A 21,648-nucleotide genomic window follows, 5' to 3' on the forward strand; every position below is an offset into this window, starting at 1 on the left:
CTGCATGGACGTAAAACACGACAACCGTCATAAGCATCGGACGAGAACGACAGGCTGGAAGCAGAGCGCGGGCGTACGCTACGCGCTGCTTTTTCTGTTCATGCTGCTGTTCTACTTCAATTTCTCTCCTTATCTCGTACCGCAAACGTATAATGTGATGAAAGGCGCGGTCAGCGAGAAGACGATTGAAGCGCCTAAGCAAATATTCGATGAGAAAGCGACGCTGCAAGCGCAGGAGAAAGCCGCGGAAGCGGTTGAACAGATCTATACATTCGTTGCGCTTCGCGGCGATCAGCTAGCGGATCAAATCTTTGCGCGAATGGATCAGCTGAACATGGATGATGGTGTCACAACGGAAGAGAAAATCGAAATTTACCGGAATGAAATTCCGCGCAAATATGATGAATACCTCGAGCAGTATGCGAAGACGAACCGAGGTCTTGGCACTTACAACGACACGCTGCTAGACGAAATGCTGCAAGCGGCCAAAGGACAGAAATATGCGATTCCTGAAGAAACGTATTATAAGCTTCCGAAGCTGTCTCAGGATAAATTGACCGAAATGCGCAGCGTCGCGATGGAAACGGTTCGCAAGCTGATGGGCGAGCAGCTGCGCGACGCGGAGACGGCGCGCGCACGCGTATCCGAGCTCGTCAACACAAGTACATTGACCGACCGCACTTCGCGCGAGATCGTACAGGAGCTGGCTCGATATGCGATCATGCCGAACAAGTTCTTTGATAAAGAAGCGACGAATGACGCGAAGGCACATGCACGCGAGATGACGCAGCGCGTCGTTATTCCGGAAGGGGAAGTCATCGTTGCCAAGGGCGAGATGATCACTGCTGAGAAATATGAGCTGCTCGAGAATGCAGGACTTCTTCAAGACAAGAAAACGTACTGGCCGCAGCTTGGATCTTTCTTGCTGTCGGTGCTGTTCGTCGTCATTCTCTTTAATTTCATGGCGCAGTCTGGCGGCATCAGCGGAGCGAAGCCGAAGTATGGCAATCCACAGCTGTTCATGCTGCTGCTCATTTTCATTCTGAATTTGACGATGATGCAGATCGTCAGTCTGCCGCAGACAGCGGATACTTCGTATGTCGGTTATCTGGCGCCAGTTGCGACGGGCACGATGCTCATCGCGCTTCTGTTGGATATGCAGGTCGCTATCGTCAGTTCGTTCTTGTTCGCGATTGCTGGCAGTATCATATTCAATGCCAGCCATGAGCGGTTGTTCGATTTCGATTATGGTTTCGTAATCGCTGTTGTGTCGTTCTCGGCAATATTCGCCGTTCATCGTGCGAGCCAACGCTCGACGATTCTGAAAGCCGGCATTATGGCGAGCTTATTCGGCGCTCTATCTGTCTTAGCGATTCAACTGCTTGGGGAGAAAATCGATGAGAGCCAGCTGCTGTATTCAACCGGCTTCGCTTTTGCAAGCGGCTTGATTACCGCTGTACTCGTGATAGGCATTATGCCATTCTTCGAAGTGACGTTCGGCATTCTATCTGCGCTTAAGCTGATTGAACTGTCGAGCCCGAACCATCCGCTGCTGCGCAAGCTGCTGACGGAAACGCCAGGCACCTACCATCACAGCGTTATGGTGGGGAACCTGTCCGAGGCTGCCGCTGAGGCAATCGGAGCGGACGGTCTGCTCTGCCGGGTAGGATCGTTCTATCACGATATCGGGAAGACGAAGCGTCCGAACTATTTTATCGAGAATCAGACCAATATTGAGAATCCGCACGATTCAATCGAGCCGAAGCTGAGCAAATCGATTATCGTTGCGCATGCGCGGGACGGCGTTGAGATGCTGCGAGGTTACAACATTCCGCGGCCGATTCGAGATATTGCAGAGCAGCATCACGGAACGACGTTCCTGAAATATTTTTACCACAAGGCATTGAAACAGGCAGAGGAGCATGGTGTCGAACCGGACTTTACGGCAGATGATTTCCGTTATCCGGGACCGAAGGCACAGTCGAAGGAAGCAGCGATCGTAGGCATCGCAGACTGTGTTGAAGCAGCGGTCCGCAGCTTGCGCAAGCCGACGATGGAACAGATTGAAACGATGATCCACAAGATTATTAAAGACCGTCTGGATGACAATCAATTCAATGAGTGCGACCTGACGATGAAAGAGCTCGATAAGATCGCACAGACGCTGAAGGAAGCCGTCATCGGCATTTTCCACTCGCGCATTGAATATCCGGAAGACGTCAAACCGAAGGAGCGGCTGGCATGAGCTTGCAATTGGATTGGAGCAATGAACAATCGAAGATTGAGATACCGGACGCTTGGATTACGCGGTTGGAGCAGCTGCTTCAAATCGCAGGCGAGCAGGAAGGCATTACGGAAGGCGAAGTATCGCTGACGTTCGTCGATGATGAAGAAATCCATCGGTTGAACCGCGAATTCCGCAATATCGACCGGCCAACTGACGTATTGTCGTTTGCGATGCAGGAAGAAGGCGAGGAAGAGCCGGAAATCGTCTTTGAAGTTGAATCGGAAGATGAGCAGGACCCGTTCTCCGGCATGCTCGGCGACATTATTATTTCGACGGAACGGGCGAAGCTGCAGAGCGAAGATTACGGCCATTCGCTGGAACGTGAAATCGGCTTCCTGTTCGTGCACGGTTTCTTGCATTTGATCGGTTACGACCATCAGGATGCCGAGACGGAAGCTGAAATGACGGCCAAGCAAGAAGCGGTGCTGCAGAAGGCCGGCCTGCCGCGTTAATGCGGCGGTTCATGAAGAGCCTGCGCGCTGCAAGCGCAGGAGTCGCATATGCGATACGGACACAGCGGCATGTGCGTATCCATATTACAGCAGCATTACTCGTATCAGCGGCTGCCATATGGTTGGAGCTGGAGACGATTGAGTGGGCTTTGCTGCTCGTCCTGTTCGCACTCGTTATCGCGCTGGAGATCGTCAATACGGCGATTGAGCTGACGATTGATCGCATTGGACTTGAGCAGCACCCGCTCGCCAAGGCAGCGAAGGATACAGCGGCTGGCGCTGTACTTATCGCAGTTATTTTTGCAATCGGTATCGGCTTGCTGCTGCTCGGTCCGCCGATGTGGCATCAACTGTTTGACAGATAGACGGATCGCAATAAGCTTGGGAGGTCTGGATGCATGTCTGAAGCAGCAAACAGGCTGCAGCAATGGGGCGAGTTGATGGATGCGGCGCGTGAAGCTCGGAATCGAGCCTACGTGCCGTATTCCCATTTTCAAGTCGGTGCAGCACTTATGGACAAGGACGGACGTATCCATTACGGATGCAACGTCGAGAATGCAGCTTATGGTCCGACGAACTGCGCGGAGCGGACGGCATTATTTCGGGCAATCGCAGATGGCTGTCAGCCAGGGACTTTCCAGGCGATCGCTGTCATCGGCGATACGGATGGACCGATCGCACCATGCGGGGTATGCCGCCAGGTGCTGCTGGAGCTGTGCGGACCTGATATGCCCGTTGTGATGGGCAACCTGCATGGCGACCGAGCGGTCATGACGGTCGGCGAATTGCTGCCCGGCGCGTTCTCGGCAGCTGATTTGAACAAATAAAATAAACATAGCAGAGCAAGCATAGAAGGGATATCCATTGATGAAGAATCATACCGAACAACGCGGTAAAAGCAAATTTCATTCTGGCTTTGTAGCCATTGTAGGACGGCCTAACGTCGGCAAATCGACGCTGATGAACCATATTATCGGGCAGAAGATTGCGATCATGTCGGACAAGCCGCAGACGACGCGGAACAAAATCCATGGCGTATACACGAAGGATGACAAGCAGATCGTATTTCTCGATACGCCAGGTATCCATAAGCCGACATCGAAACTGGGCAACTTCATGGTCAAATCGGCAGTCAGCGCTCTGGAAGAGGTCGAAGCGGCACTGTTCTTGATCGATGTATCGGAAGGACTTGGCGGCGGCGACCGTTTCATCATCGAGCAATTGAAGAAAGTTAAGAATACGCCTGTATTCCTTGTCATGAACAAAATCGATAAGGTTGATCCTGAGACGCTGCTGAAGACGATCGTACAGTACAAGGATCTGTATGAATTCGCTGAGATCGTGCCGATCAGCGCGCTGCAAGGTAATAATGTGGATACTCTTCTGGAACAAATCAGCAAATATTTACCAGAAGGACCGCAGTACTATCCAGCTGACCAGATTACGGATCACCCGGAGCAGTTCGTAGTTGCAGAGCTCATCCGTGAAAAAATACTGCATCAGACGCGCGAGGAAGTTCCTCATTCCATTGCCGTGCAGATCGAGGATATGCGTGTACAAGAGAATGGTGTCGTCTATATTGGCGCAGTTATCTTCGTCGAACGGGATTCGCAGAAAGGCATTATTATCGGGAAGCAAGGCGCGCTGCTGAAGTCAGTCGGCCAGAAGGCGCGGCGCGATATTGAGACGCTGCTTGGTTCCCGTACCTTCCTTGAGCTATGGGTCAAAGTGAAGAAGGACTGGCGGAACCAGGATCGAGTTCTGAAGGATCTCGGCTTCCAGAACGATTAATCGCAAGCAGGGTCAGAGCGATTGACGAATTTTGACAAGGATACGTATTCCCCATATTTCGCAACCTATAGATGTCAGGCGACGATCGCCCCAATTTTCTAATTGGCGATGTTAGCTACCTCTAAGCGCGGCCGCTAATCTCCATATGGCCTCGATAAAGGTTTTCTCACAGGGCGGAAAGGGTGAATACGTATGCGAGATTTTTCGTGGAAGTATTTTTCGTTGACGGGCAACGTTGACGCGTTTTTGCTCTACAAGGAAATGCACCAGCTTAGCGAGAACAATTCCGCAGATGATGCAGCCTCCCTCGATATGCTGGAGAGCGAGGAGGAAGGAACGCCAGCTTCCGGGTAGGAGCAGCTGGTTCGATGCATCCACGGTTTTGCGCTCCTGGACTGGCGCAGGGCGAATGCCTGCGATGGGAGAAGATAGGGGATGCTGTACCGAACCTGCGCCATCATTATTCGAAGTATGGATTATGGGGAAGGCAACAAGATCGTAACCCTGCTGACGGAGGGCGGCGGCAAGACAGGCGTCATTATTCGCGGTGCGAAGAAGGCAAGAAGCCGTCATGGCTCGCTCGCCCAGCCGTTTACATACGGGGAGTTTGTGTTTTTCAAAGGGAATAGCGGGCTCGGAACGCTAAACCATGGTGAGATTATGGAGTCTCACCATTTGCTGCGGGAACGGTTAGAGCTGGCTGCATATGCCTCCTACGCAGCGGAACTGACGGATCGCAGTTTACAGGATGACGAGTCGGATCCGTTCCTGTATGTCCAATTAAAGGCATGTTTTGAGGCGCTGCAGGCAGACAAGGATCCGCAGATCGTCAGTCATCTGTACGAGATGAAAATATTGCAGAGAGCCGGTTACGATCCACAGCTGGATAACTGCGTATCGTGCGACTCGGAGGAGGCTCCGTTCGTACTCAGTGTTGGCGGCGGCGGCGTTCTGTGCAGACGATGTGTTCACCGTGATCCGTATGCGATCCGACTGAGCGATGGGACGCTAAAGGTGCTTCGGTTGTTCCGAAAGCTGGACCTTCGCAGGCTGGGCAACATTGCCCTAAAGCCGGAGACGAAGCAAGAGGTGAAGAAAGTGATGCGTCGTTTGCTCGATTCCCATCTTGGCTTGCAGTTGAAATCCAGAAACTTTCTTGATCAGATGGATAAATACGAGATATAACGGCACTCATAGGCTAATATGGAAGGGATGTTCGGAAATGTCGAACATCTCTTTCTTTTTTCGGCGTATATGGATGAATTCGATTACATTTGAGGTTTGACGGACTTTCCGCATGCCTTTACAATTGCGTCAGACAGGAGGGGCGGTTGACAATATGTTTAACAAAAATAAGGCTTCGGTTTCTTCGAATGAATCGAAGCTGTCGATCTGGGCGCTGACGTGGCCAATCATGATTGAGATGACGCTTCAATTCATGCTTGGTACGGCAGATACCGTCATGGTGAGCCGGATTTCGGACGATGCAGTCGCCGTCGTCGGCATCTCCACGCAATTTTTCAATGCCGTAATCGTATTATTTTCACTCGTTTGCAGCGGTTCCGGTATTCTCATTGCTCAGAAGCTGGGGGCAAACAAGAAGCTGGAGGCGAGACAGATCGGCGTGATGTCGGTGGCCATTACAGCGATGATTGGCATCGTTGTATCGGTCTTGCTCGTCTGCTGCACGAACCTGTTCATTAACATGCTGAACGTACCGACAGAGATTCGCCCGCTGGCGCATACCTACATGTCCATTGTCGGTGGCGGCATGATCATTACGGCGCTCAATCTGTCGTTTAGTACGACGGTTCGCAACACGGGGGATACGCGTTCGCCGATGCTCATTGCTGTCGGCATGAACGTACTCCACATCGTGCTGAACTACGGTTTTATTTTCGGCGCTTTCGGACTTCCGAAGTGGGGCTTGTATGGTGTAGCTTTATCGATGATCATTGCTCGTGCAACAGCGATGCTATTCCAGCTGCGGTTGTTCCGGCATGCATTCGGTGAACGAATACTGTTCCGCGAGTTTATGAAGTTTAACCGCAAGCTGCTGAAGGAAGTCGTCAAGCTCGGCTGGCCGCTAAGCATGAATGGCGCGTCATGGACGTTCTCGCAGCTAACCATCTTCTCATTCATTGCGACGATGGGTGCCGAGCAGTTGGCTACGCGTACATATCTGAACACGATCGAATCGTTCGCGTTCCTATTCGGGATGTCGCTGTCGATGGGCATACAGATTCGTATCAGCTACTTGTACGGTGCCGGCCGTTATCGAGAGATGTACTCCGATTCCTATAAGGTGCTCGTGCGGGGGATCGCCATCGTGCTTGTGAACACCGGCGTTATCCTGTTGTTCCGTCATCAACTGCTTCAGTTGTTCACCGACGATCAGCGCATCATCGACAGCGCCTTGTCGCTGTTGTGGCTTAATCTCATTCTGCAGCCGGGCAAAATGTGGAACATGGCGATTGGACAGTCGCTTAATGCAATTGGCGACAGTCGAAACGTTATGTACTATACCCTTCCGATCATGTGGTTCTGCGCGGTTGTTGTTTCGTATTACCTTGCCATACCGTTCGAGTATGGGCTCCTTGGTATCTATATCGGGATGATCAGCGATGAATATGTGCGTGGGACGGTCAGCTTCCTGCGCTGGCGCCATCATAAGAAAACAAAGTTCGCATCGGCGTTCCGCTCATCTACCGCCCAACTTGCGGAAGATGGATCGACAAAGCCGGTCTCGATTTGACAATGGCATGAAAAACGAATACTATATTCCAAGGCAAGTTTGAATAAAGTATATGTGCGATGATGGAGAGAGTAATCGGAAGCGGTCGGCCGTATAGCGATTCGGGGATAGTGAAAGCCCGGACGGATCATTCGATGAAGGGGCGCTCTGGAGTGCATTTTGCTTAAAAGAGGGTAGGATCGTTGGAGGCCGATGGGCTTCATGCAGCGCCTGCCAAGTAGGGTGGAACCGCGGGAGCATGCTCTCGTCCCTACGTCTGATTAATCAGGCGTAGAGGCGGGAGCTTTTTTGTGTCTACATAAGGACCGAATAGCGATGCCTTGAGCTTGAACATTGTGTAAGGTCGTCTTTTGATCACGAAGTGAATCAGGAAGCCAATTCGACGTCGAAGCTTGCGTTCACCTTCGGAGTCCGGAGTTTATGCTTTCGATGTAGGTTTCCGCTGGAAACCTTGTATCATGTAGGTTTTGCCTACACTCCGTTCCTCCTGAAGTTATTTGCGACCCTTCAGGTGTTACAACCTGCGAGCAAATAACCTCAGCGTAAGGATACGCTATTCAGGTTCTCGCAATCTTTTCGGTGCTGAAAACCCGACTTTTTGAACACATACTAAAAAGGAGTAGAGCTTATGAAAATGAATTTCCAGAACATGATTCTTACGCTGCAGCAATTCTGGGCGGAACAAAACTGCATTCTCGTACAGCCATATGACGTCGAGAAGGGTGCAGGTACGCTGAACCCTATGACTTTTCTCCGAGTAATCGGTCCAGAACCTTGGAATGTCGCTTATGTTGAACCATCCCGTCGTCCGGCAGATGGTCGTTATGGTGAGAACCCGAACCGTCTGTATCAGCATCACCAATTCCAAGTGATCATGAAGCCGTCGCCAGACAACATTCAAGAGCTGTATCTTGAGAGCTTGAAGCGTCTCGGCATCGACCCTGCCCATCATGACATTCGCTTCGTTGAAGACAACTGGGAGCATCCAGGTCTTGGCGCTTGGGGTCTTGGCTGGGAAGTATGGCTGGACGGCATGGAGATTACGCAGTTCACGTACTTCCAACAAGTTGGCGGCATCGATATGAACCCAATCGCTGTTGAGATTACGTATGGTATGGAGCGTCTGGCTTCGTACATTCAAGAGAAAGAAAATGTGTTCGAGCTGGAGTGGGTTGGCGATGTGAAATACGGCGACGTATTCCTGCAACCTGAGTTCGAGCATTCCAAATATACGTTCGAGAAGTCTGACACGGCAATGCTGTTCAAACTGTTCAACATGTACGAGGAAGAATCGAAGAATGCACTCGAGAGCAATCTTGTTTTCCCGGCCTATGACTATGCTCTCAAATGCTCGCACGCATTCAATCTGCTTGATGCGCGTGGTGCAATCAGCGTAACAGAGCGTACGGGCTATATCATTCGTGTCCGCAACCTCGCTCGCGCTTGCGCAGCGACATACTTGGAGGAACGCGAACGTCTCGGATTCCCGCTGCTTAAGAAAGGAGATGCGTAACTATGGCAAAAGATCTTTTGTTCGAAATCGGTCTTGAAGAGGTGCCCGCACGCTTCGTACGCGCTGCGGTTAACCAATTGAAAGATAAATTGTCCAAATGGCTGGATGACTCCCGTATTGCTTATGGCAAGGTAGAAGCTTACGCGACGCCTCGCCGCCTTGCTGTTCTCGTAAGTGAAGTTGCCGAGAAGCAATCGGACGTGAACGAGGAAGTGAAAGGTCCATCGCGCAAAATCGCTCAAAACGAGCAAGGCGAATGGAGCAAAGCAGCACTCGGTTTCGCACGCAGCCAAGGCATCGAACCGGAACAGCTTTATTTTAAAGAACTGGCTGGCGTTGAATATGTTTACGGCAACAAAAGCAGCGTAGGCGTCGAGACGGCAACGGTGCTGTCTGAAGGTCTCGTGGGCATCATTACATCGATGACGTTCCCTAAGAACATGCGTTGGGGCAGCTATGATCTGAAGTTCGTTCGTCCGATCAAATGGTTGATCGCGCTGTTCGGTACAGACATCGTTCCACTCGAGATTACTGGTGTTCAGAGCAGCAATGTAACGCGCGGCCACCGTTTCCTTGGTTCCGAGACGACGATTGCAAAGCCTGCTGATTATGTGGAAGCACTGCGCGCACAGTATGTCATTGCTGACATCGCAGAGCGTGAAGCGGAGATCGTTCGTCAGATCGAAGAGCTTGCTAAGGAAAAAGACTGGGAAATCGCGGTCAAGGAAGATCTGCTCGAAGAGGTTCTGTTCCTGGTTGAGACGCCAAGCGTTCTGTTCGGTACGTTCGACCCTTCGTTCTTGAACATTCCGCAAGAAGTTCTGATTACGTCGATGCGCGAACATCAGCGTTACTTCCCTGTCCTTGATAAGGAAGGCAAGCTGCTGCCATTCTTCGTTACCGTTCGTAACGGCGACCGTACATCGCTTGATGTTGTTGCCAAAGGTAACGAGAAAGTTCTTCGCGCTCGTCTGTCCGATGCGAAGTTCTTCTACGCGGAAGATCAGAAGCTCGCAATTGCAGACGCATTGGCGAAGCTGGAGACGATCGTGTATCAAGAAGAGCTTGGTACGGTAGCGGACAAAGTACGCCGCATCCGCGTCATTGCTGACAAGCTGGCATCGCATGTTGGTGCTGATACAACTACAGCAGCTGACATTAGCCGTGCCGCTGATATTAGCAAGTTTGACCTCGTTACACTGATGGTCGGCGAGTTCCCAGAGCTGCAAGGCATCATGGGTGAAGACTATGCGCGCAAAGCAGGCGAAAGCGAAGAAGTTGCCAAAGCAATCAATGAGCACTATCAGCCTCGCTTCGCAGGCGACCGTGCGCCGGCAACGCTGCCAGGCGCAATCGTCAGCTTGTCCGACAAAATCGATACGATCGTCGGCTGCTTCTCGATCGGCATTATCCCAACGGGCTCGCAAGATCCGTACGCACTTCGTCGTCAAGCTGCAGGTATCGTACAGACCGTACTGGCACAAAGCTTGCCGCTTGCACTCGGCGATCTGTTCGATATCGCGATTTCGGTTCACGAGCAGCGCGGTTTGAAACGTTCTGCCGCTGACATTCGTAAAGACCTGTATGACTTCTTCGCTCTGCGCGTGAAGAACGTATTGACGGAGCAAGGTGTACGTTACGACGTTGTAGATTCGGTAATGGCTGCTGGTTTCGACGATCTTAAGCTGACGGTTGAACGCGCTGCAGTACTGGCAGCACGTGCGGCAGGCGAAACGAAAGATGAGTTCAAGCTGGTCGTTGATGCATGGAGCCGTGTAAACAATCTGGCGGCGAAGGCAGAGACGTCGGAAGTGAACGAGACGCTCTTCGTGGAAGCTGCGGAACGTTCGCTGTACGATGCTTGGAAATCGGTGCATCCGGCGTATTCGGAGCAGCTTGCTAGTGGCAATGTTGCAGCTGCACTGGAGTCGCTCGCGTCGCTGAAGGCCCCGATTACGGGCTACTTCGACTCGGTCATGGTAATGGCGGAGCAAGAAGAAGTGCGTCGTAACCGGTTGGCTACGTTGGCATCGATCTCGGCAGATATTGTGAAGCTCGCTGATGTGAGTAAGTTGGTCTGGTAGAAGTGACATTGTAGAAAGTTCAACGCTGCGAAGACAGATCATTCTTCCGATCGCTGTTGTCCTCGGATTGTTCTGATTATATGAGTTCAGAAGTGGTAACAATCCGAGTGACAAAGGCGAGCGCTAAAAGCTTTCCGGAGGAAAGCTAGCATCGGAAGCATAAGCTCGTTTCTCCAGAATGATTCTGTCCTCTCCGCTGAAGTAGGCGCTGCGCTCACCTCATTTTTTTGGGTAACTTGGTCGCTCGCGTCGTTAGACTCCGCTCACGGAGTAGAAAGACTGTGAGGGATTACTCGTTCGATGCGTTGACAGATGGAGATAAAATGATGGGGCCATTTTATGGCCCTACATCATGAATATCTTTGATGAGTGAAGGTAAAATATACCTTCACGTCAAATAGGTAACAAGCGTCTCAAAAAGTAAGTTGCTTACGTAATATGTATGGTGAACTTTATGCAGCGAACGCTGCACTTTTTTCGTTATAAAGCTAGTCCAACAGTAAAGAGGGTCAAGCTGCGAAGGATTTGCAGCTACGCGAGTCCGGATTGGACGAGCGATCATCATTAAAAAAGGGAAGCAGTTGGCATGAGATGGACGTGGAGCGAAGGGGCGGAATTGTTCCGTAGAAACAGGGGATTATGCTTTCGAAGCAGCTTTTCTCCGAAAAGCTTTAAGTGTTCGCCTTTGTCCTCGGATTGTTACATTGTGACGATCTCATAAGTTCAGACAATCCGAGGACAACAGCGATCGCAGGAACATTTCGCACCGCAGCGGGTGAGAACTCCAACTTACCACCGCTACGAATCGTGCCAAATGCTAAGGGAGCCAGGTATGGAACAAAATCTGATCGTTTATGTCGTGTCTGACTCCGCGGGCGAGACAGGCGAATTCGTTGTCAGAGCAGCTGCGGCGCAATTCCATCCGATTCATGCGGATATTCGCAGAGCTCCCTTTATTCAAGATGTGTCAGCGCTTGAACGAGTCATCCAGCGGGCCAAGCTGACGGGCGGGATCATTTTGTTCACGCTTGTTATTCCCGAGCTTCGCGAAGCGCTGATTCAACTCGGCCGAACGCAAGGGGTTGAGTGTATTGACCTGCTAGGACCGCTTGTGGAGAGTCTTGAGCGTCAGACGGGCAAATCGGCAAGGCAGGAGCCGGGGCTCAACCACGTGCTGGACGCCGACTATTTTCGCAAAGTGGATGCAGTCGAATTCGCTGTCAAATATGACGATGCTCGCGATACGACGGGAGTCCTTAAGGCGGACATCGTTCTCGTCGGGGTATCCCGGACGTCGAAGACGCCGTTGTCGATGTATCTCGCACATAAGAAGTACAAGGTTGCCAACGTTCCGCTCGTGCCAGAGCTGAAGCCGCCGAAGGAACTCTTCGAGATTCGGAAGGATAAAATCATCGGTCTGACGATCGGTGTTCCGTATCTGAACATCATTCGGAAGGAACGTCTCAAGGCGCTTGGTCTTCCGGATAGTGCGGCATATGCAGCGACGACGCGAATCGAACAGGAATTGGCCTATGCCGAAAGTATTATGAAGCAGCTCGATTGTACGATAATTGACGTATCGTTCCGCGCAGTGGAAGAGACGGCAAGCCTAATTATGGAGCGGATTCGACTTCAGAATTAACCTTGAGCAGGATTTTAAAGAAAAATGCCGTATATAATAGTTCGTGATCAAAAGCGGACATTTTGAACAACCTCTAATAGTAAGATATTTTATTTAATCAATCGATGAATGGTGATGTTGGCTATGCAGCCCCAAATGCAATCAGTTGCACAGGAAAGAGTGATCCTCGTCGACGCCGATGCTTGTCCGGTCAAACGTGAAATTGCTCTCGTTGCAGAGCAGTTCAAGGTTCCTGTCATTATGGTATCGTCCTATGACCATTGGCTTGAGCCGGCAGCGGGGGTACAAGTGATTCAAGTTGACCGCGGGAACGATTCGGTCGATTTGTACATCGTCAATCTTGTGAAGCGGGGACATATTGTTGTAACGCAGGATTTGGGACTGTCATCGCTTGTGCTCGCCAAAGGCGGGTTGGTGCTTTCTAATCGAGGGGAAGAAATCGTCGAGGAGCAAATCGGCTATTTGCTGGAGCGTCGCCACGAGTCGGCACGAAGACGCCGCGCAGGAGGCCGCACCAAGGGTCCGAGGGCTTTGACGGATGAGGATCGAATGCGGTTTCAGCAAAAACTGACAAAACTTTTGAGCCCACGGCAGGAGATTAGTCAGCCTTAGCGAATAGTAATTAGGTGCAAGAGGATAAGGGTGAGTAATGTGGCATACGGAAAAATTCCGGAATCCGCCATTGAAGCGGTACGCAACGCGCATGACATCGTGGAGACGGTTGGCAAGTACGTGCATCTCACCAAAAACGGGAAGTACATGAAAGGCCTATGTCCATTTCATTCCGAACGAACGCCGTCGTTTACCGTCACTCCCGAGCTGCAGATTTTCCACTGCTATGGTTGTGGCAAGAGCGGCAACGTCATTCGTTTCATCGCCGAGATCGAAGGGTACTCGTTCCCTGAGGCGGTACGTGTAATGGCTGAGGAAGCGGCAATTCCCGTTACATGGGCTGATGCTGCGGATGCAGGACCACCGGCAGATCCGAACCGCGACAAGCAGATTGAAGCGCACGAATTGACAGCCAAGCTGTATCATCACTTGTTGATGAATACGAAGCAGGGCCAATCGGCGCTTGCCTATTTGCGTGGACGTGGATTGTCAGACAAGATGATCGACCAGTTCTCGATCGGATATGCGCCGGAGTCTTGGGATACGCTCGCTAAGTTTCTTGAATCAAGGAAGTTTCCACTTCCATTGATGGAGAAAGGCGGGTTGCTGTCTGCGAAGCAGGATGGCAGCGGTTATGTGGATCGTTTCCGCGGACGGATTATGTTCCCGATTTGGAACCGAGACGGCAAAGTGATTGCTTTCGCTGGACGCATCATGGGAGATGGACAGCCCAAATATTTGAACTCTCCGGAATCACCGTTATTTACGAAGAGCCGCATCTTGTACAACTTCAACAACGCCCGGCCCGACATACGCAAACGGCGCAAGGTTGTTTTGTTCGAAGGGTATATGGACGTCATCAAGACATGGAGTGCAGGCATTCGTAATGGTGTTGCGACAATGGGGACGGCACTGACGGACGAGCATGCGGCGATCTTAGCCCGATCGGCTGACGAAATCATCATTTGCTATGATGGCGACTCGGCAGGTAAAGCGGCTGCCATGAAGGCGATCCCGATGTTCGAGAAAGCAGGGTTGGTCGTATCGGTCGCAATGCTGCCTGGCAACATGGATCCGGACGAGGCGATTGATGCTTACGGCCCCGACGCATTCCTGCGCGACGTTATGGATCACCCCGTTTCGGCTGTGAAATTTAAGCTTATATATTTGCGAAAAAACCATATGCTAGAAGAAGATGATGGGCGTCGCAAATATTTGCTTGAAGCAGCCAAAATCGTGGCTGAGCTTGAGTCGGCGATTGATCGTGAGGTGTACCTGAAGGAACTGTCACGTGAATTTGACGTTTCGATGAATACGCTGAACCAGGATGTTAACGCGGTTCGCTTGACAAATCAAAATTTGCAAGGTCCAAGGGATAATAACGATTTTTCGTGGAATAATGGTAGGAATGAAAAGCGTCCTTCGTCTTACGGACCTCCTGCATTGTTGCCTGCTTATCAGCAGGCTGAGCGGAAATTGTTGTCCGTTATGATGCGGGATGCAGCAACGGCTCGAACGGTGCACGATCAATTAGGCGATGCTTTTAATGTTGAGGATCACGCAGCGCTTGCTGCTTATTTATATGCATTTTATGCGCAAGGTCATGATCCTGATGTCAAACGGTTCATCTCCACGCTTCAAGACGATCGTCTTGAGCGAACAGCCGCTTCGATTCTGTTAATGGACGGCGATTTTCCATTCAATGAGCAGCTGCTCGATGATTTTATCCGGGAAATTCGTAAAGTTCCTCGTTTACGCGAGCTTGAACAGAAGAAGGAACAGTTGGTGCGGGCGGAGCGATCCGGAGACATTGCGCAGGCTGTGCAAATTGCAAGTGAGATTATAGCCCTAGAGAGACAGCTGAAAGGACGGCAGGACGATCGTTTCTAGGGAGGAGGGAGTCGGAATATGGCGAATGATCAACATACTGAACTAGATACGGAGCAGAAGCTTGAGTTGGTTAAAGACCAACTGATCGATCACGGTAAGAAGAGATCCTCCTTAACGTACAAAGAGATAATGGAGAAGCTTGCCCCGTTCGATCAGGATCCGGAACAAATCGATGAGTTTTTCGAGCAGCTTGATGACTTAGGAATCGAGGTTGTCAATGAGAATGACGATGACTCCCCGATGAGTCGGGACGAGCATGATCGGGATAGAGATCAAGAGCACGACGAATTTAATTTCGATGATGATCTATCGTTGCCGCCAGGCATCAAGATCAATGATCCGGTGCGCATGTATTTAAAAGAAATTGGACGGGTTCCGCTGTTATCGGCAGATGATGAGGTGGAATTGGCCAAAAGGATCGAGAAGGGCGATGAGGAAGCGAAGCGCCGTCTTGCGGAAGCGAACTTGCGTCTCGTTGTAAGTATTGCGAAGCGTTATGTCGGACGCGGCATGCTGTTCCTCGACCTGATTCAAGAAGGCAACATGGGTCTGATCAAGGCCGTCGAGAAATTCGACCATACGAAGGGGTACAAATTCAGTACCTACGCAACATGGTGGATTCGTCAGGCTATTACCCGTGCGATCGCCGACCAGGCACGTACCATTCGGATTCCGGTCCATATGGTTGAAACCATTAACAAGCTTATCCGGGTTTCCCGTCAACTGCTGCAAGAGCTGGGACGCGAACCGACGCCAGAAGAAATCGCGGCGGAGATGGAGCTTAGCACCGATAAAGTAAGAGAGATCATGAAGATTGCACAAGAGCCGGTATCGCTTGAAACACCGATTGGTGAAGAGGACGATTCGCATCTTGGCGATTTTATCGAGGATCAGGAGGCGCTTGCGCCGGCGGACGCAGCCGCTTATGAGCTGCTGAAGGAGCGGCTTGAAGACGTACTGGACACGCTGACGGAGCGGGAGGAGAACGTACTTCGCCTTCGTTTCGGACTCGATGACGGACGTACGCGTACGTTGGAGGAAGTCGGCAAAGTGTTCGGCGTTACGCGCGAACGGATTCGCCAGATTGAGGCCAAGGCGCTTCGCAAGCTGAGACATCCAAGTCGCAGCAAGCGATTGAAAGATTTTCTTGAATAATCGCCTAGGACCTTTCTGCTTTATGCAGCAAGGTCTTTTTTTCCAAATCTGAGGGGGAGCGGATTATGGATCAGCAACGAAGAAAAGTCATCGTACAAGAAATCGAATATTGGCACAAAAGCAAGCTGCTGCCGGATCATTATTGCGATTTCCTGCTAAATCTGTATGCTGAACAAGCGGAACAAGTAAAGCCATCGACCCGGTTAACGGGACGCGCTGCTGAAGCTGCAAGAAGCGCTTCAGGCAAACAATGGCTGTTTGCAATTGTCTTTTTTTCCTTGATTTGCTTCGTTGTACTTCATTTTAACGCTTTTCACCCGCTATTGCAAATAGGCGTAACGGCTGTTGGCTTCGTGCTTTTGCTCTGGTACGGCCAACGAATTCGGCGTAAGAACGAGGCGGCAGGTATCGCTGTTATCGGGTTGGATATGCTAGGATTGCTTGGTATGGGCGTCTATTTGCTTCATCAGCATAGCTATGACAGTTGGTCTTCAAAGGCGCTGCTGCTAGCAGGATGCGCGCTGCTGTGGATCTGTTATGGCATCGGTGCCCGATTATCGCTGCTTCAATTAGCAGGATGGGTTGTTCTGCTGCTGTTATATGCATGGGTGCTTGCAAGACGGGATGCGGAACCTCCTTGGTATGAGATCCAGCTGTATTGGCTGCCGATCACATTCGTATTTGCTTGGTTCAGTTGGTTTATTCAACGCTGGTCGCGTCCGGTTGCAGCGGTATTGTTCATCGTGGGCTGCTTCATTTGGTTTATGCCGGAAGTGTACAGTGCGATGTTCGTAGAAGAACGTGCTTGGCCGCAGCTGCTTATGTTCGCTAAGATTGCCATTGGCGGCGGGCTGCTATTCGGATTAAGAAAACAATGGATTGCGTGGGTCGCTTAATGATAACGAAATTGTCTCATCGCCTTGGCACAATTGCGGGGCTTGTGACCGACGGTGCGCGTGTAGCCGATATTGGCTCGGATCACGCGTTGCTGCCGGTCTATCTTGTATCTAAGGGTCAGTGTCCTTCAGCCATTGCTGGCGAGCTGAATCAAGGGCCTTACGAAGCTGCGCGCAGGCAGGTTCGCGAGGCGGGGCTATCGCAAAAGGTTGATGTGCGCAAAGGGAATGGCATGGCTGTCGTCACACCTGGCGAGACGGATACAGTAACAATAGCTGGTATGGGCGGTCATCTGATCGCTACTATTCTCGAAGAAGGCCGTGTCGCAGGGAAGCTGGAGCAGGTTAAAGAGCTTGTGCTTCAACCGAACGTAGGGGAAGATGCAGTCCGCCATTGGCTTACAGAGCATGGCTGGGCACTTATGGAAGAACGGATTCTCGAAGAAGACGGCAAAATTTATGAAGTGCTTCGCGCGACGCGGGTGGAGGATGCTGCGCTGCATAATGGAGAGTTGTACAAGGCTTTGCATCTTCCTGTTCAAGCGAATTCACTCATCAGTGATGATGAGGCTGTCGAGCTGATTTACCGATTTGGACCTTACTTGCTTGCTGAACCTAATGAAGTATTTTATCTCAAATGGGATAGCGAGCTCCGTAAGATGGATCGCATATGTACGCAGATGGAACAGTCGGGAGCCGATGAAGCGATCGTTCGCGCGAAGCAGTTCCGCCTTGAAATGGCGCAAATAGAGGAGGTGCTCGCATGTTTGCGAAAGGACAAACCGTAGCGCAGTTGATGGAGCAGCTTGCTCCAAAGCATTACGCTGTGGAGGGAGACCGCATTGGACTCCAGCTCGGTACGCTAAGCAAGCCAATTCCAAAGGTATTGGTTGCGCTTGATGTTACGGATGCAGTTGTTGAGGAAGCGATCGAAGCGGGTGCGAATATGATTATTGCGCATCACGCTATTATTTTCCGACCACTGGCTAAGATTGATACATCGACACCAGCAGGCAAGCTGTACGAGAAGCTCATAAAGCATGACATTGCTGTTTATATCGCACATACGAATCTTGATGTAACGGATGGCGGCATTAACGATTGGATGGCTGATATGCTCGGCATCGTGTCAGAGGGCCGCACAAGCCTTGAGGAAGTTCATACGGATAAGCTATATAAACTAGTCGTCTTCGTACCTGAAACGCATGGAGAGCATGTGCAGCAAGCGCTGTGGAATGCAGGCGCTGGAACAATCGGCAATTATGATAGCTGCAGCTTCGTCATTGAAGGAACGGGTACGTTCCGTCCAGGAGCAGGGACTGATCCGTTCATCGGGCAGCAGGGCAAGCTGGAGAAGGTAAAAGAAGTGCGAATTGAGACTGTTGTGCCGCACAGCATTCATCGTGCTGTCGTTCAAGCAATGCTTAAGGCGCATCCTTACGAAGAGGTTGCTTACGACTTGTACCCGATTGACTTGAAAGGCCGTTCCTTCGGTCTTGGGCGAGTGGGCAAGCTGGAACAGCCTGCATCGCTAGGTGAGCTGGTCGAACGTGTGAAGACGGCATTCGAGGTGCCTTTCGTTCGCGTTGTAGGCGATCTGAACGCTCCAGTGAAGAAGCTTGCCGTACTTGGCGGGTCCGGTTCCAAATACGTCAGAGCGGCTTCGTTCGCTGGTGCAGATGTGCTTGTAACAGGCGACATCGATTACCATACCGCACATGATGCACTTGCTGACGGCATGATGATCATTGATCCTGGTCACAACGTAGAGAAGATCATGAAGCAGCGTGTAACGGAGTGGCTTGCTGCTCGTCTTGCAGAACGTAAATCGACGACAGAGGTCGTTGCATCCCAATTATCGACAGAGCCATTCCAATTCGTATAATGTTTGGTTGGATTGGTTTACGATAATGGGTTGAGCTTTCGTAAATTTGCGAGTATACTAACTAAGCGAACCGGAAAGTTTGACAGACAATCGCTGGCGGCTATAGGCCGCGAGAGGAAAGTCCGGGCTCCGTAGGGCAGGATGCTGGATAACGTCCAGTCAGCGCGAGCTGAAGGATAGTGCCACAGAAATGGACCGCCGATGGCCGGCTTATGCCGGATCAGGTAAGGGTGGAACCGTGGTGTAAGAGACCACGAGGAGCATAGGTGACTATGTTCCTGGTAAACCCCATCTGGAGCAAGACCGAGAGAACGCAGCGCTGTGAGGCGCACCCTTGCCCGGGGCGTGTTCGGGTTGGTTGCTTGAGCCGTTCAGCAATGTTCGGCCTAGATAGATGATTGTCGCTAAGTAGGTGGGAGGGTCGTTCCCGTTTACACCACCGAAAGTACAGAACCCGGCTTACGGCAAACTTTCCGCACGAACCAATTATGTTAACGAACAAGGAGCTGGCACTGCGTCATGTATCATGACAGCAGAGCAGCTCCTTTTTGTATTTTCCGCCATAGGCTCCATGAAGTGATGGATCAGTTTATTACAGAAATAAGCGCAGTGAGCCTGCGCTTATTTGAGCTTTATTTGGTTGATTTGCCCAACTTACGCGCGACATTATGCGGGTAACGCTGCAGCGATACAGCCGACTGTTCTGCGGCATCGAGCGCCTTCTCGACGTCGATTTGACCATAGCCGAAGTATATGTCTTTGCCCTTCTCGCCAAGATCTTTTGCTGTCTGCCGGATGATGTCCATCACTTCCGTGTTCTTAAGCTCAGGGTTGATGGACCGAATGAGCGCAGCGAGTGCTGCCACATGCGGGCTTGCCATCGATGTGCCTGACAGCGCGGCATATTGGCTGCCTGGATAGGTGCTTGCGATAGAATCACCAGGAGCGGCTACATCGATATATTTGCCATAGTTCGAGAAAGAAGCCCGCTGACCCTTCTGATCGGTTGCTGCAACTGCCAACACTTCCGGATAAGCGGCCGGGTAGCCAGGACGTTCTGAATTGTCATTACCGCTGGCAGCGACAAGTACAACATCATGGTCAAAGGCGTACTTGAGCGCATCATGCAGAAATTGAGCTTCAGCATAATTGCCTAAACTCATATTGATGACCTTGGCTCCGTGGTCTGTTGCCCAGATAACGCCTTGTGCGACCGAATAAGTGGAGCCGGCACCACTGCTGTCGAGCACCTTGACCGGCAATATTTTGTTATACCAAGTCATCCCCGCAACGCCCTCGCCATTGTTAACAGCCGCTGCAATGATGCCCGCCACATGCGTGCCATGACCAACATCATCCTCCGGCGCCTCTTCTTGACTCACGATGTTCATGCCATTGACGAGCTTGCCCGTCAGATCGGGATGATCAGCTTGAACGCCAGTATCAAGCACGCCAACTAGGATTTGATCGCTGCCTCGACCAACGCTCCATCCCTTCTCTGTGCTGATTCTCGGCAAGTTCCACTGATATTCCTTATACAGTACGTCATTCGGAATAACCGACTTATGGTCATCCAACGATAATGGAGCCGACTGTCCTGATTGTATTTGACGATCATTCGTCATATATAAATAATGGGGCTCTACATAAACTGGGTTCCAGCGCTGCTCAAAATAACGCATCATCGTTTTCGTTTCCATCTTTTCGGATCTGAACACAAACGTATAACCAAGCTTTTGGATCGTCAATGCATTGATGTCTTTACGGATTTGCGCAAGCTCAAGATCAGTTGGGTCTTTGTGGAAACGTACGACTACCTCGTTAACATGATAATGGCTTGCGCCGCCATTATCCTCGCCAGTTCGTACAGTCATTTCCTCGGTCGAGTTCGCTTTGACGGACTCAACACGGTAGTGTCCTTCGGCAGGGTACGGGACAAGCCGCAGATTCCGGCGCTGGTGCCGTTCGACTTGGCCAACGACATCCTGCTTCACGAGACCAACAACGCCGCTTCCGAGATGCTTAGGTTCAGGGCTGCCGAGTACAATGTACCGATGTCCGTTATGAAGGAACGGAGATGATGTGTATTTGTCGCCCTTCTTAACAGCAGCACGAGCCTCCGACAGCAGTTTATCCGCTTTGTCACGGACAGTTGCCGGAACGGCTCCTCGTTCGACGGCACGCTTGTCGTTCATCCAGCTGATGTACAGCATGTGCTTATGCATGTCCATCATGTTTTTTATCTTCTCGCTCTTCGTAGAACCTTCTGCATGTCCGGATGCCAAATGAGCGAAATCTTTGGTGCATTCCGTTGTACAAAGCATTGAAGTGGCATCCATATCGTGCTGCATAATTTTGAGCTTGCTCGTCGTTTCGGCTTTAACTGACTCCGCGCGTGACTTGGTGGTTGCGGATGGTGCAGGCTTGCTCTTTGGTTTAGGCTCCGAGCAGGACGAAAGCGGCAGAACGATAAGCGCAGCTGTTGCCAAGGCGATCCAGCTTTTCCATTGTTGTTGTCGCAACTCTAATTCCTCCATCTGCCCTATGCGGGGCTGTTCGCAGCATTCCTCCTTAGAGTAAGAAAACGGCATCTAAATTATGCGGAGAATGAGGCGAAGGAGTGTACCATCGAGCAGTCATTTATGGTACGATAATAAAGATTTTGTTGAAATATAAGACACTATAA

18 protein-coding genes and 1 other RNA gene are annotated in these 21,648 nt (G+C 51.1%); 18 read left to right on the top strand and 1 reads right to left on the bottom strand.

Annotation, left to right across the window (positions count from 1 at the left end; translation table 11 throughout):
• The first annotated feature begins 4 nt into the window (after positions 1–4).
• The 18 genes from H8B09_RS04285 (at position 5) to rnpB (ending at position 19,439) form a co-directional block, all read left to right on the top strand.
• The gene (locus H8B09_RS04285) at positions 5–2,245 is read left to right on the top strand and encodes an HD family phosphohydrolase (protein WP_191202210.1); all 2,241 of its coding nucleotides are present in this window, start codon (positions 5–7) and stop codon (positions 2,243–2,245) included.
• Complete coding sequence (ybeY, locus tag H8B09_RS04290; RefSeq protein ID WP_191202211.1) at positions 2,242–2,739, top strand: rRNA maturation RNase YbeY; 498 nt, start codon at positions 2,242–2,244, stop codon at positions 2,737–2,739. The genes H8B09_RS04285 and ybeY overlap by 4 nt, the downstream gene beginning before the upstream one ends.
• Positions 2,740–2,750: 11 nt before the next feature.
• Positions 2,751–3,104: a diacylglycerol kinase family protein gene (locus H8B09_RS04295; RefSeq protein WP_224753243.1), complete on the top strand. Its 354-nt coding sequence runs from the start codon at positions 2,751–2,753 to the stop codon at positions 3,102–3,104.
• Between the two features lie 33 nt (positions 3,105–3,137).
• The gene (locus tag H8B09_RS04300; protein WP_191202213.1) at positions 3,138–3,566 is read left to right on the top strand and encodes a cytidine deaminase; all 429 of its coding nucleotides are present in this window, start codon (positions 3,138–3,140) and stop codon (positions 3,564–3,566) included.
• Positions 3,567–3,606: 40 nt separating this feature from the next.
• Positions 3,607–4,530: a GTPase Era gene (era, locus tag H8B09_RS04305; protein ID WP_191202797.1), complete on the top strand. Its 924-nt coding sequence runs from the start codon at positions 3,607–3,609 to the stop codon at positions 4,528–4,530.
• A gap of 192 nt (positions 4,531–4,722) precedes the next feature.
• Positions 4,723–4,884 (top strand): YqzL family protein, encoded by a 162-nt coding sequence (locus H8B09_RS04310; RefSeq protein ID WP_191202214.1) that lies wholly within the window; start codon positions 4,723–4,725, stop codon positions 4,882–4,884.
• 81 nt (positions 4,885–4,965) lie between these two features.
• Positions 4,966–5,715, top strand: coding sequence for a DNA repair protein RecO (recO, locus tag H8B09_RS04315; RefSeq protein ID WP_191202215.1), 750 nt, complete (start codon positions 4,966–4,968; stop codon positions 5,713–5,715).
• Between the two features lie 154 nt (positions 5,716–5,869).
• Entirely contained in the window at positions 5,870–7,285 is a 1,416-nt protein-coding gene (locus H8B09_RS04320) for an MATE family efflux transporter (RefSeq protein ID WP_224753244.1), read from the top strand.
• A 634-nt stretch (positions 7,286–7,919) separates the two neighbouring features.
• Positions 7,920–8,798 carry a glycine--tRNA ligase subunit alpha gene (gene glyQ / locus H8B09_RS04325; RefSeq protein ID WP_191202798.1) on the top strand — a complete coding sequence of 293 codons (879 nt, stop codon included), beginning with the start codon at positions 7,920–7,922 and terminating at the stop codon, positions 8,796–8,798.
• A gap of 2 nt (positions 8,799–8,800) precedes the next feature.
• Positions 8,801–10,882, top strand: coding sequence for a glycine--tRNA ligase subunit beta (gene glyS / locus H8B09_RS04330; RefSeq protein WP_191202217.1), 2,082 nt, complete (start codon positions 8,801–8,803; stop codon positions 10,880–10,882).
• A gap of 832 nt (positions 10,883–11,714) precedes the next feature.
• Entirely contained in the window at positions 11,715–12,524 is an 810-nt protein-coding gene (locus tag H8B09_RS04335) for a pyruvate, water dikinase regulatory protein (protein WP_191202218.1), read from the top strand.
• 123 nt (positions 12,525–12,647) lie between these two features.
• Complete coding sequence (locus H8B09_RS04340; protein ID WP_224753245.1) at positions 12,648–13,136, top strand: YaiI/YqxD family protein; 489 nt, start codon at positions 12,648–12,650, stop codon at positions 13,134–13,136.
• Positions 13,137–13,175: 39 nt separating this feature from the next.
• A complete protein-coding gene (gene dnaG, locus H8B09_RS04345; RefSeq protein ID WP_191202799.1) occupies positions 13,176–15,026 on the top strand; it encodes a DNA primase in 1,851 nt (616 codons plus the stop codon).
• An 18-nt stretch (positions 15,027–15,044) separates the two neighbouring features.
• A complete protein-coding gene (gene rpoD / locus H8B09_RS04350) occupies positions 15,045–16,181 on the top strand; it encodes an RNA polymerase sigma factor RpoD (RefSeq protein WP_191202220.1) in 1,137 nt (378 codons plus the stop codon).
• A gap of 65 nt (positions 16,182–16,246) precedes the next feature.
• The gene (locus H8B09_RS04355; protein WP_191202221.1) at positions 16,247–17,077 is read left to right on the top strand and encodes a hypothetical protein; all 831 of its coding nucleotides are present in this window, start codon (positions 16,247–16,249) and stop codon (positions 17,075–17,077) included.
• Complete coding sequence (locus H8B09_RS04360; protein ID WP_224753246.1) at positions 17,077–17,865, top strand: tRNA (adenine(22)-N(1))-methyltransferase; 789 nt, start codon at positions 17,077–17,079, stop codon at positions 17,863–17,865. Before H8B09_RS04355 ends, H8B09_RS04360 begins: the two co-directional genes overlap by 1 nt.
• A complete protein-coding gene (locus H8B09_RS04365; protein ID WP_191202223.1) occupies positions 17,841–18,962 on the top strand; it encodes a Nif3-like dinuclear metal center hexameric protein in 1,122 nt (373 codons plus the stop codon). The genes H8B09_RS04360 and H8B09_RS04365 overlap by 25 nt, the downstream gene beginning before the upstream one ends.
• Before the next feature lie 74 nt (positions 18,963–19,036).
• An RNA gene (gene rnpB / locus H8B09_RS04370) (RNase P RNA component class A) lies at positions 19,037–19,439 on the top strand.
• 155 nt (positions 19,440–19,594) lie between these two features.
• On the opposite strand, the gene H8B09_RS04375 is transcribed toward rnpB, so the two are convergent.
• Positions 19,595–21,499: a S8 family peptidase gene (locus H8B09_RS04375; protein ID WP_191202224.1), complete on the bottom strand. Its 1,905-nt coding sequence runs from the start codon at positions 21,497–21,499 to the stop codon at positions 19,595–19,597.
• Positions 21,500–21,648: the final 149 nt, after the last annotated feature.

The sequence above is a fragment of the Paenibacillus terricola genome (assembly GCF_014779765.1).
GTDB classification, from domain to species: Bacteria; Bacillota; Bacilli; order Paenibacillales; family Paenibacillaceae; genus Paenibacillus_T; species Paenibacillus_T terricola.

Bases quoted from the DNA above. Each gene is read 5' to 3' on its own strand.
- H8B09_RS04285 (WP_191202210.1), top strand. From the start codon at position 5: ATGGACGTAAAACACGACAACCGTCATAAGCATCGGACGAGAACGACA.
- ybeY (WP_191202211.1), top strand. From the start codon at position 2,242: ATGAGCTTGCAATTGGATTGGAGCAATGAACAATCGAAGATTGAGATA.
- H8B09_RS04295 (WP_224753243.1), top strand. From the start codon at position 2,751: ATGAAGAGCCTGCGCGCTGCAAGCGCAGGAGTCGCATATGCGATACGG.
- H8B09_RS04300 (WP_191202213.1), top strand. From the start codon at position 3,138: ATGTCTGAAGCAGCAAACAGGCTGCAGCAATGGGGCGAGTTGATGGAT.
- era (WP_191202797.1), top strand. From the start codon at position 3,607: ATGAAGAATCATACCGAACAACGCGGTAAAAGCAAATTTCATTCTGGC.
- H8B09_RS04310 (WP_191202214.1), top strand. From the start codon at position 4,723: ATGCGAGATTTTTCGTGGAAGTATTTTTCGTTGACGGGCAACGTTGAC.
- recO (WP_191202215.1), top strand. From the start codon at position 4,966: ATGCTGTACCGAACCTGCGCCATCATTATTCGAAGTATGGATTATGGG.
- H8B09_RS04320 (WP_224753244.1), top strand. From the start codon at position 5,870: ATGTTTAACAAAAATAAGGCTTCGGTTTCTTCGAATGAATCGAAGCTG.
- glyQ (WP_191202798.1), top strand. From the start codon at position 7,920: ATGAATTTCCAGAACATGATTCTTACGCTGCAGCAATTCTGGGCGGAA.
- glyS (WP_191202217.1), top strand. From the start codon at position 8,801: ATGGCAAAAGATCTTTTGTTCGAAATCGGTCTTGAAGAGGTGCCCGCA.
- H8B09_RS04335 (WP_191202218.1), top strand. From the start codon at position 11,715: ATGGAACAAAATCTGATCGTTTATGTCGTGTCTGACTCCGCGGGCGAG.
- H8B09_RS04340 (WP_224753245.1), top strand. From the start codon at position 12,648: ATGCAGCCCCAAATGCAATCAGTTGCACAGGAAAGAGTGATCCTCGTC.
- rpoD (WP_191202220.1), top strand. From the start codon at position 15,045: ATGGCGAATGATCAACATACTGAACTAGATACGGAGCAGAAGCTTGAG.
- H8B09_RS04355 (WP_191202221.1), top strand. From the start codon at position 16,247: ATGGATCAGCAACGAAGAAAAGTCATCGTACAAGAAATCGAATATTGG.
- H8B09_RS04360 (WP_224753246.1), top strand. From the start codon at position 17,077: ATGATAACGAAATTGTCTCATCGCCTTGGCACAATTGCGGGGCTTGTG.
- H8B09_RS04365 (WP_191202223.1), top strand. From the start codon at position 17,841: ATGTTTGCGAAAGGACAAACCGTAGCGCAGTTGATGGAGCAGCTTGCT.
- H8B09_RS04375 (WP_191202224.1), bottom strand. From the start codon at position 21,499: ATGGAGGAATTAGAGTTGCGACAACAACAATGGAAAAGCTGGATCGCC.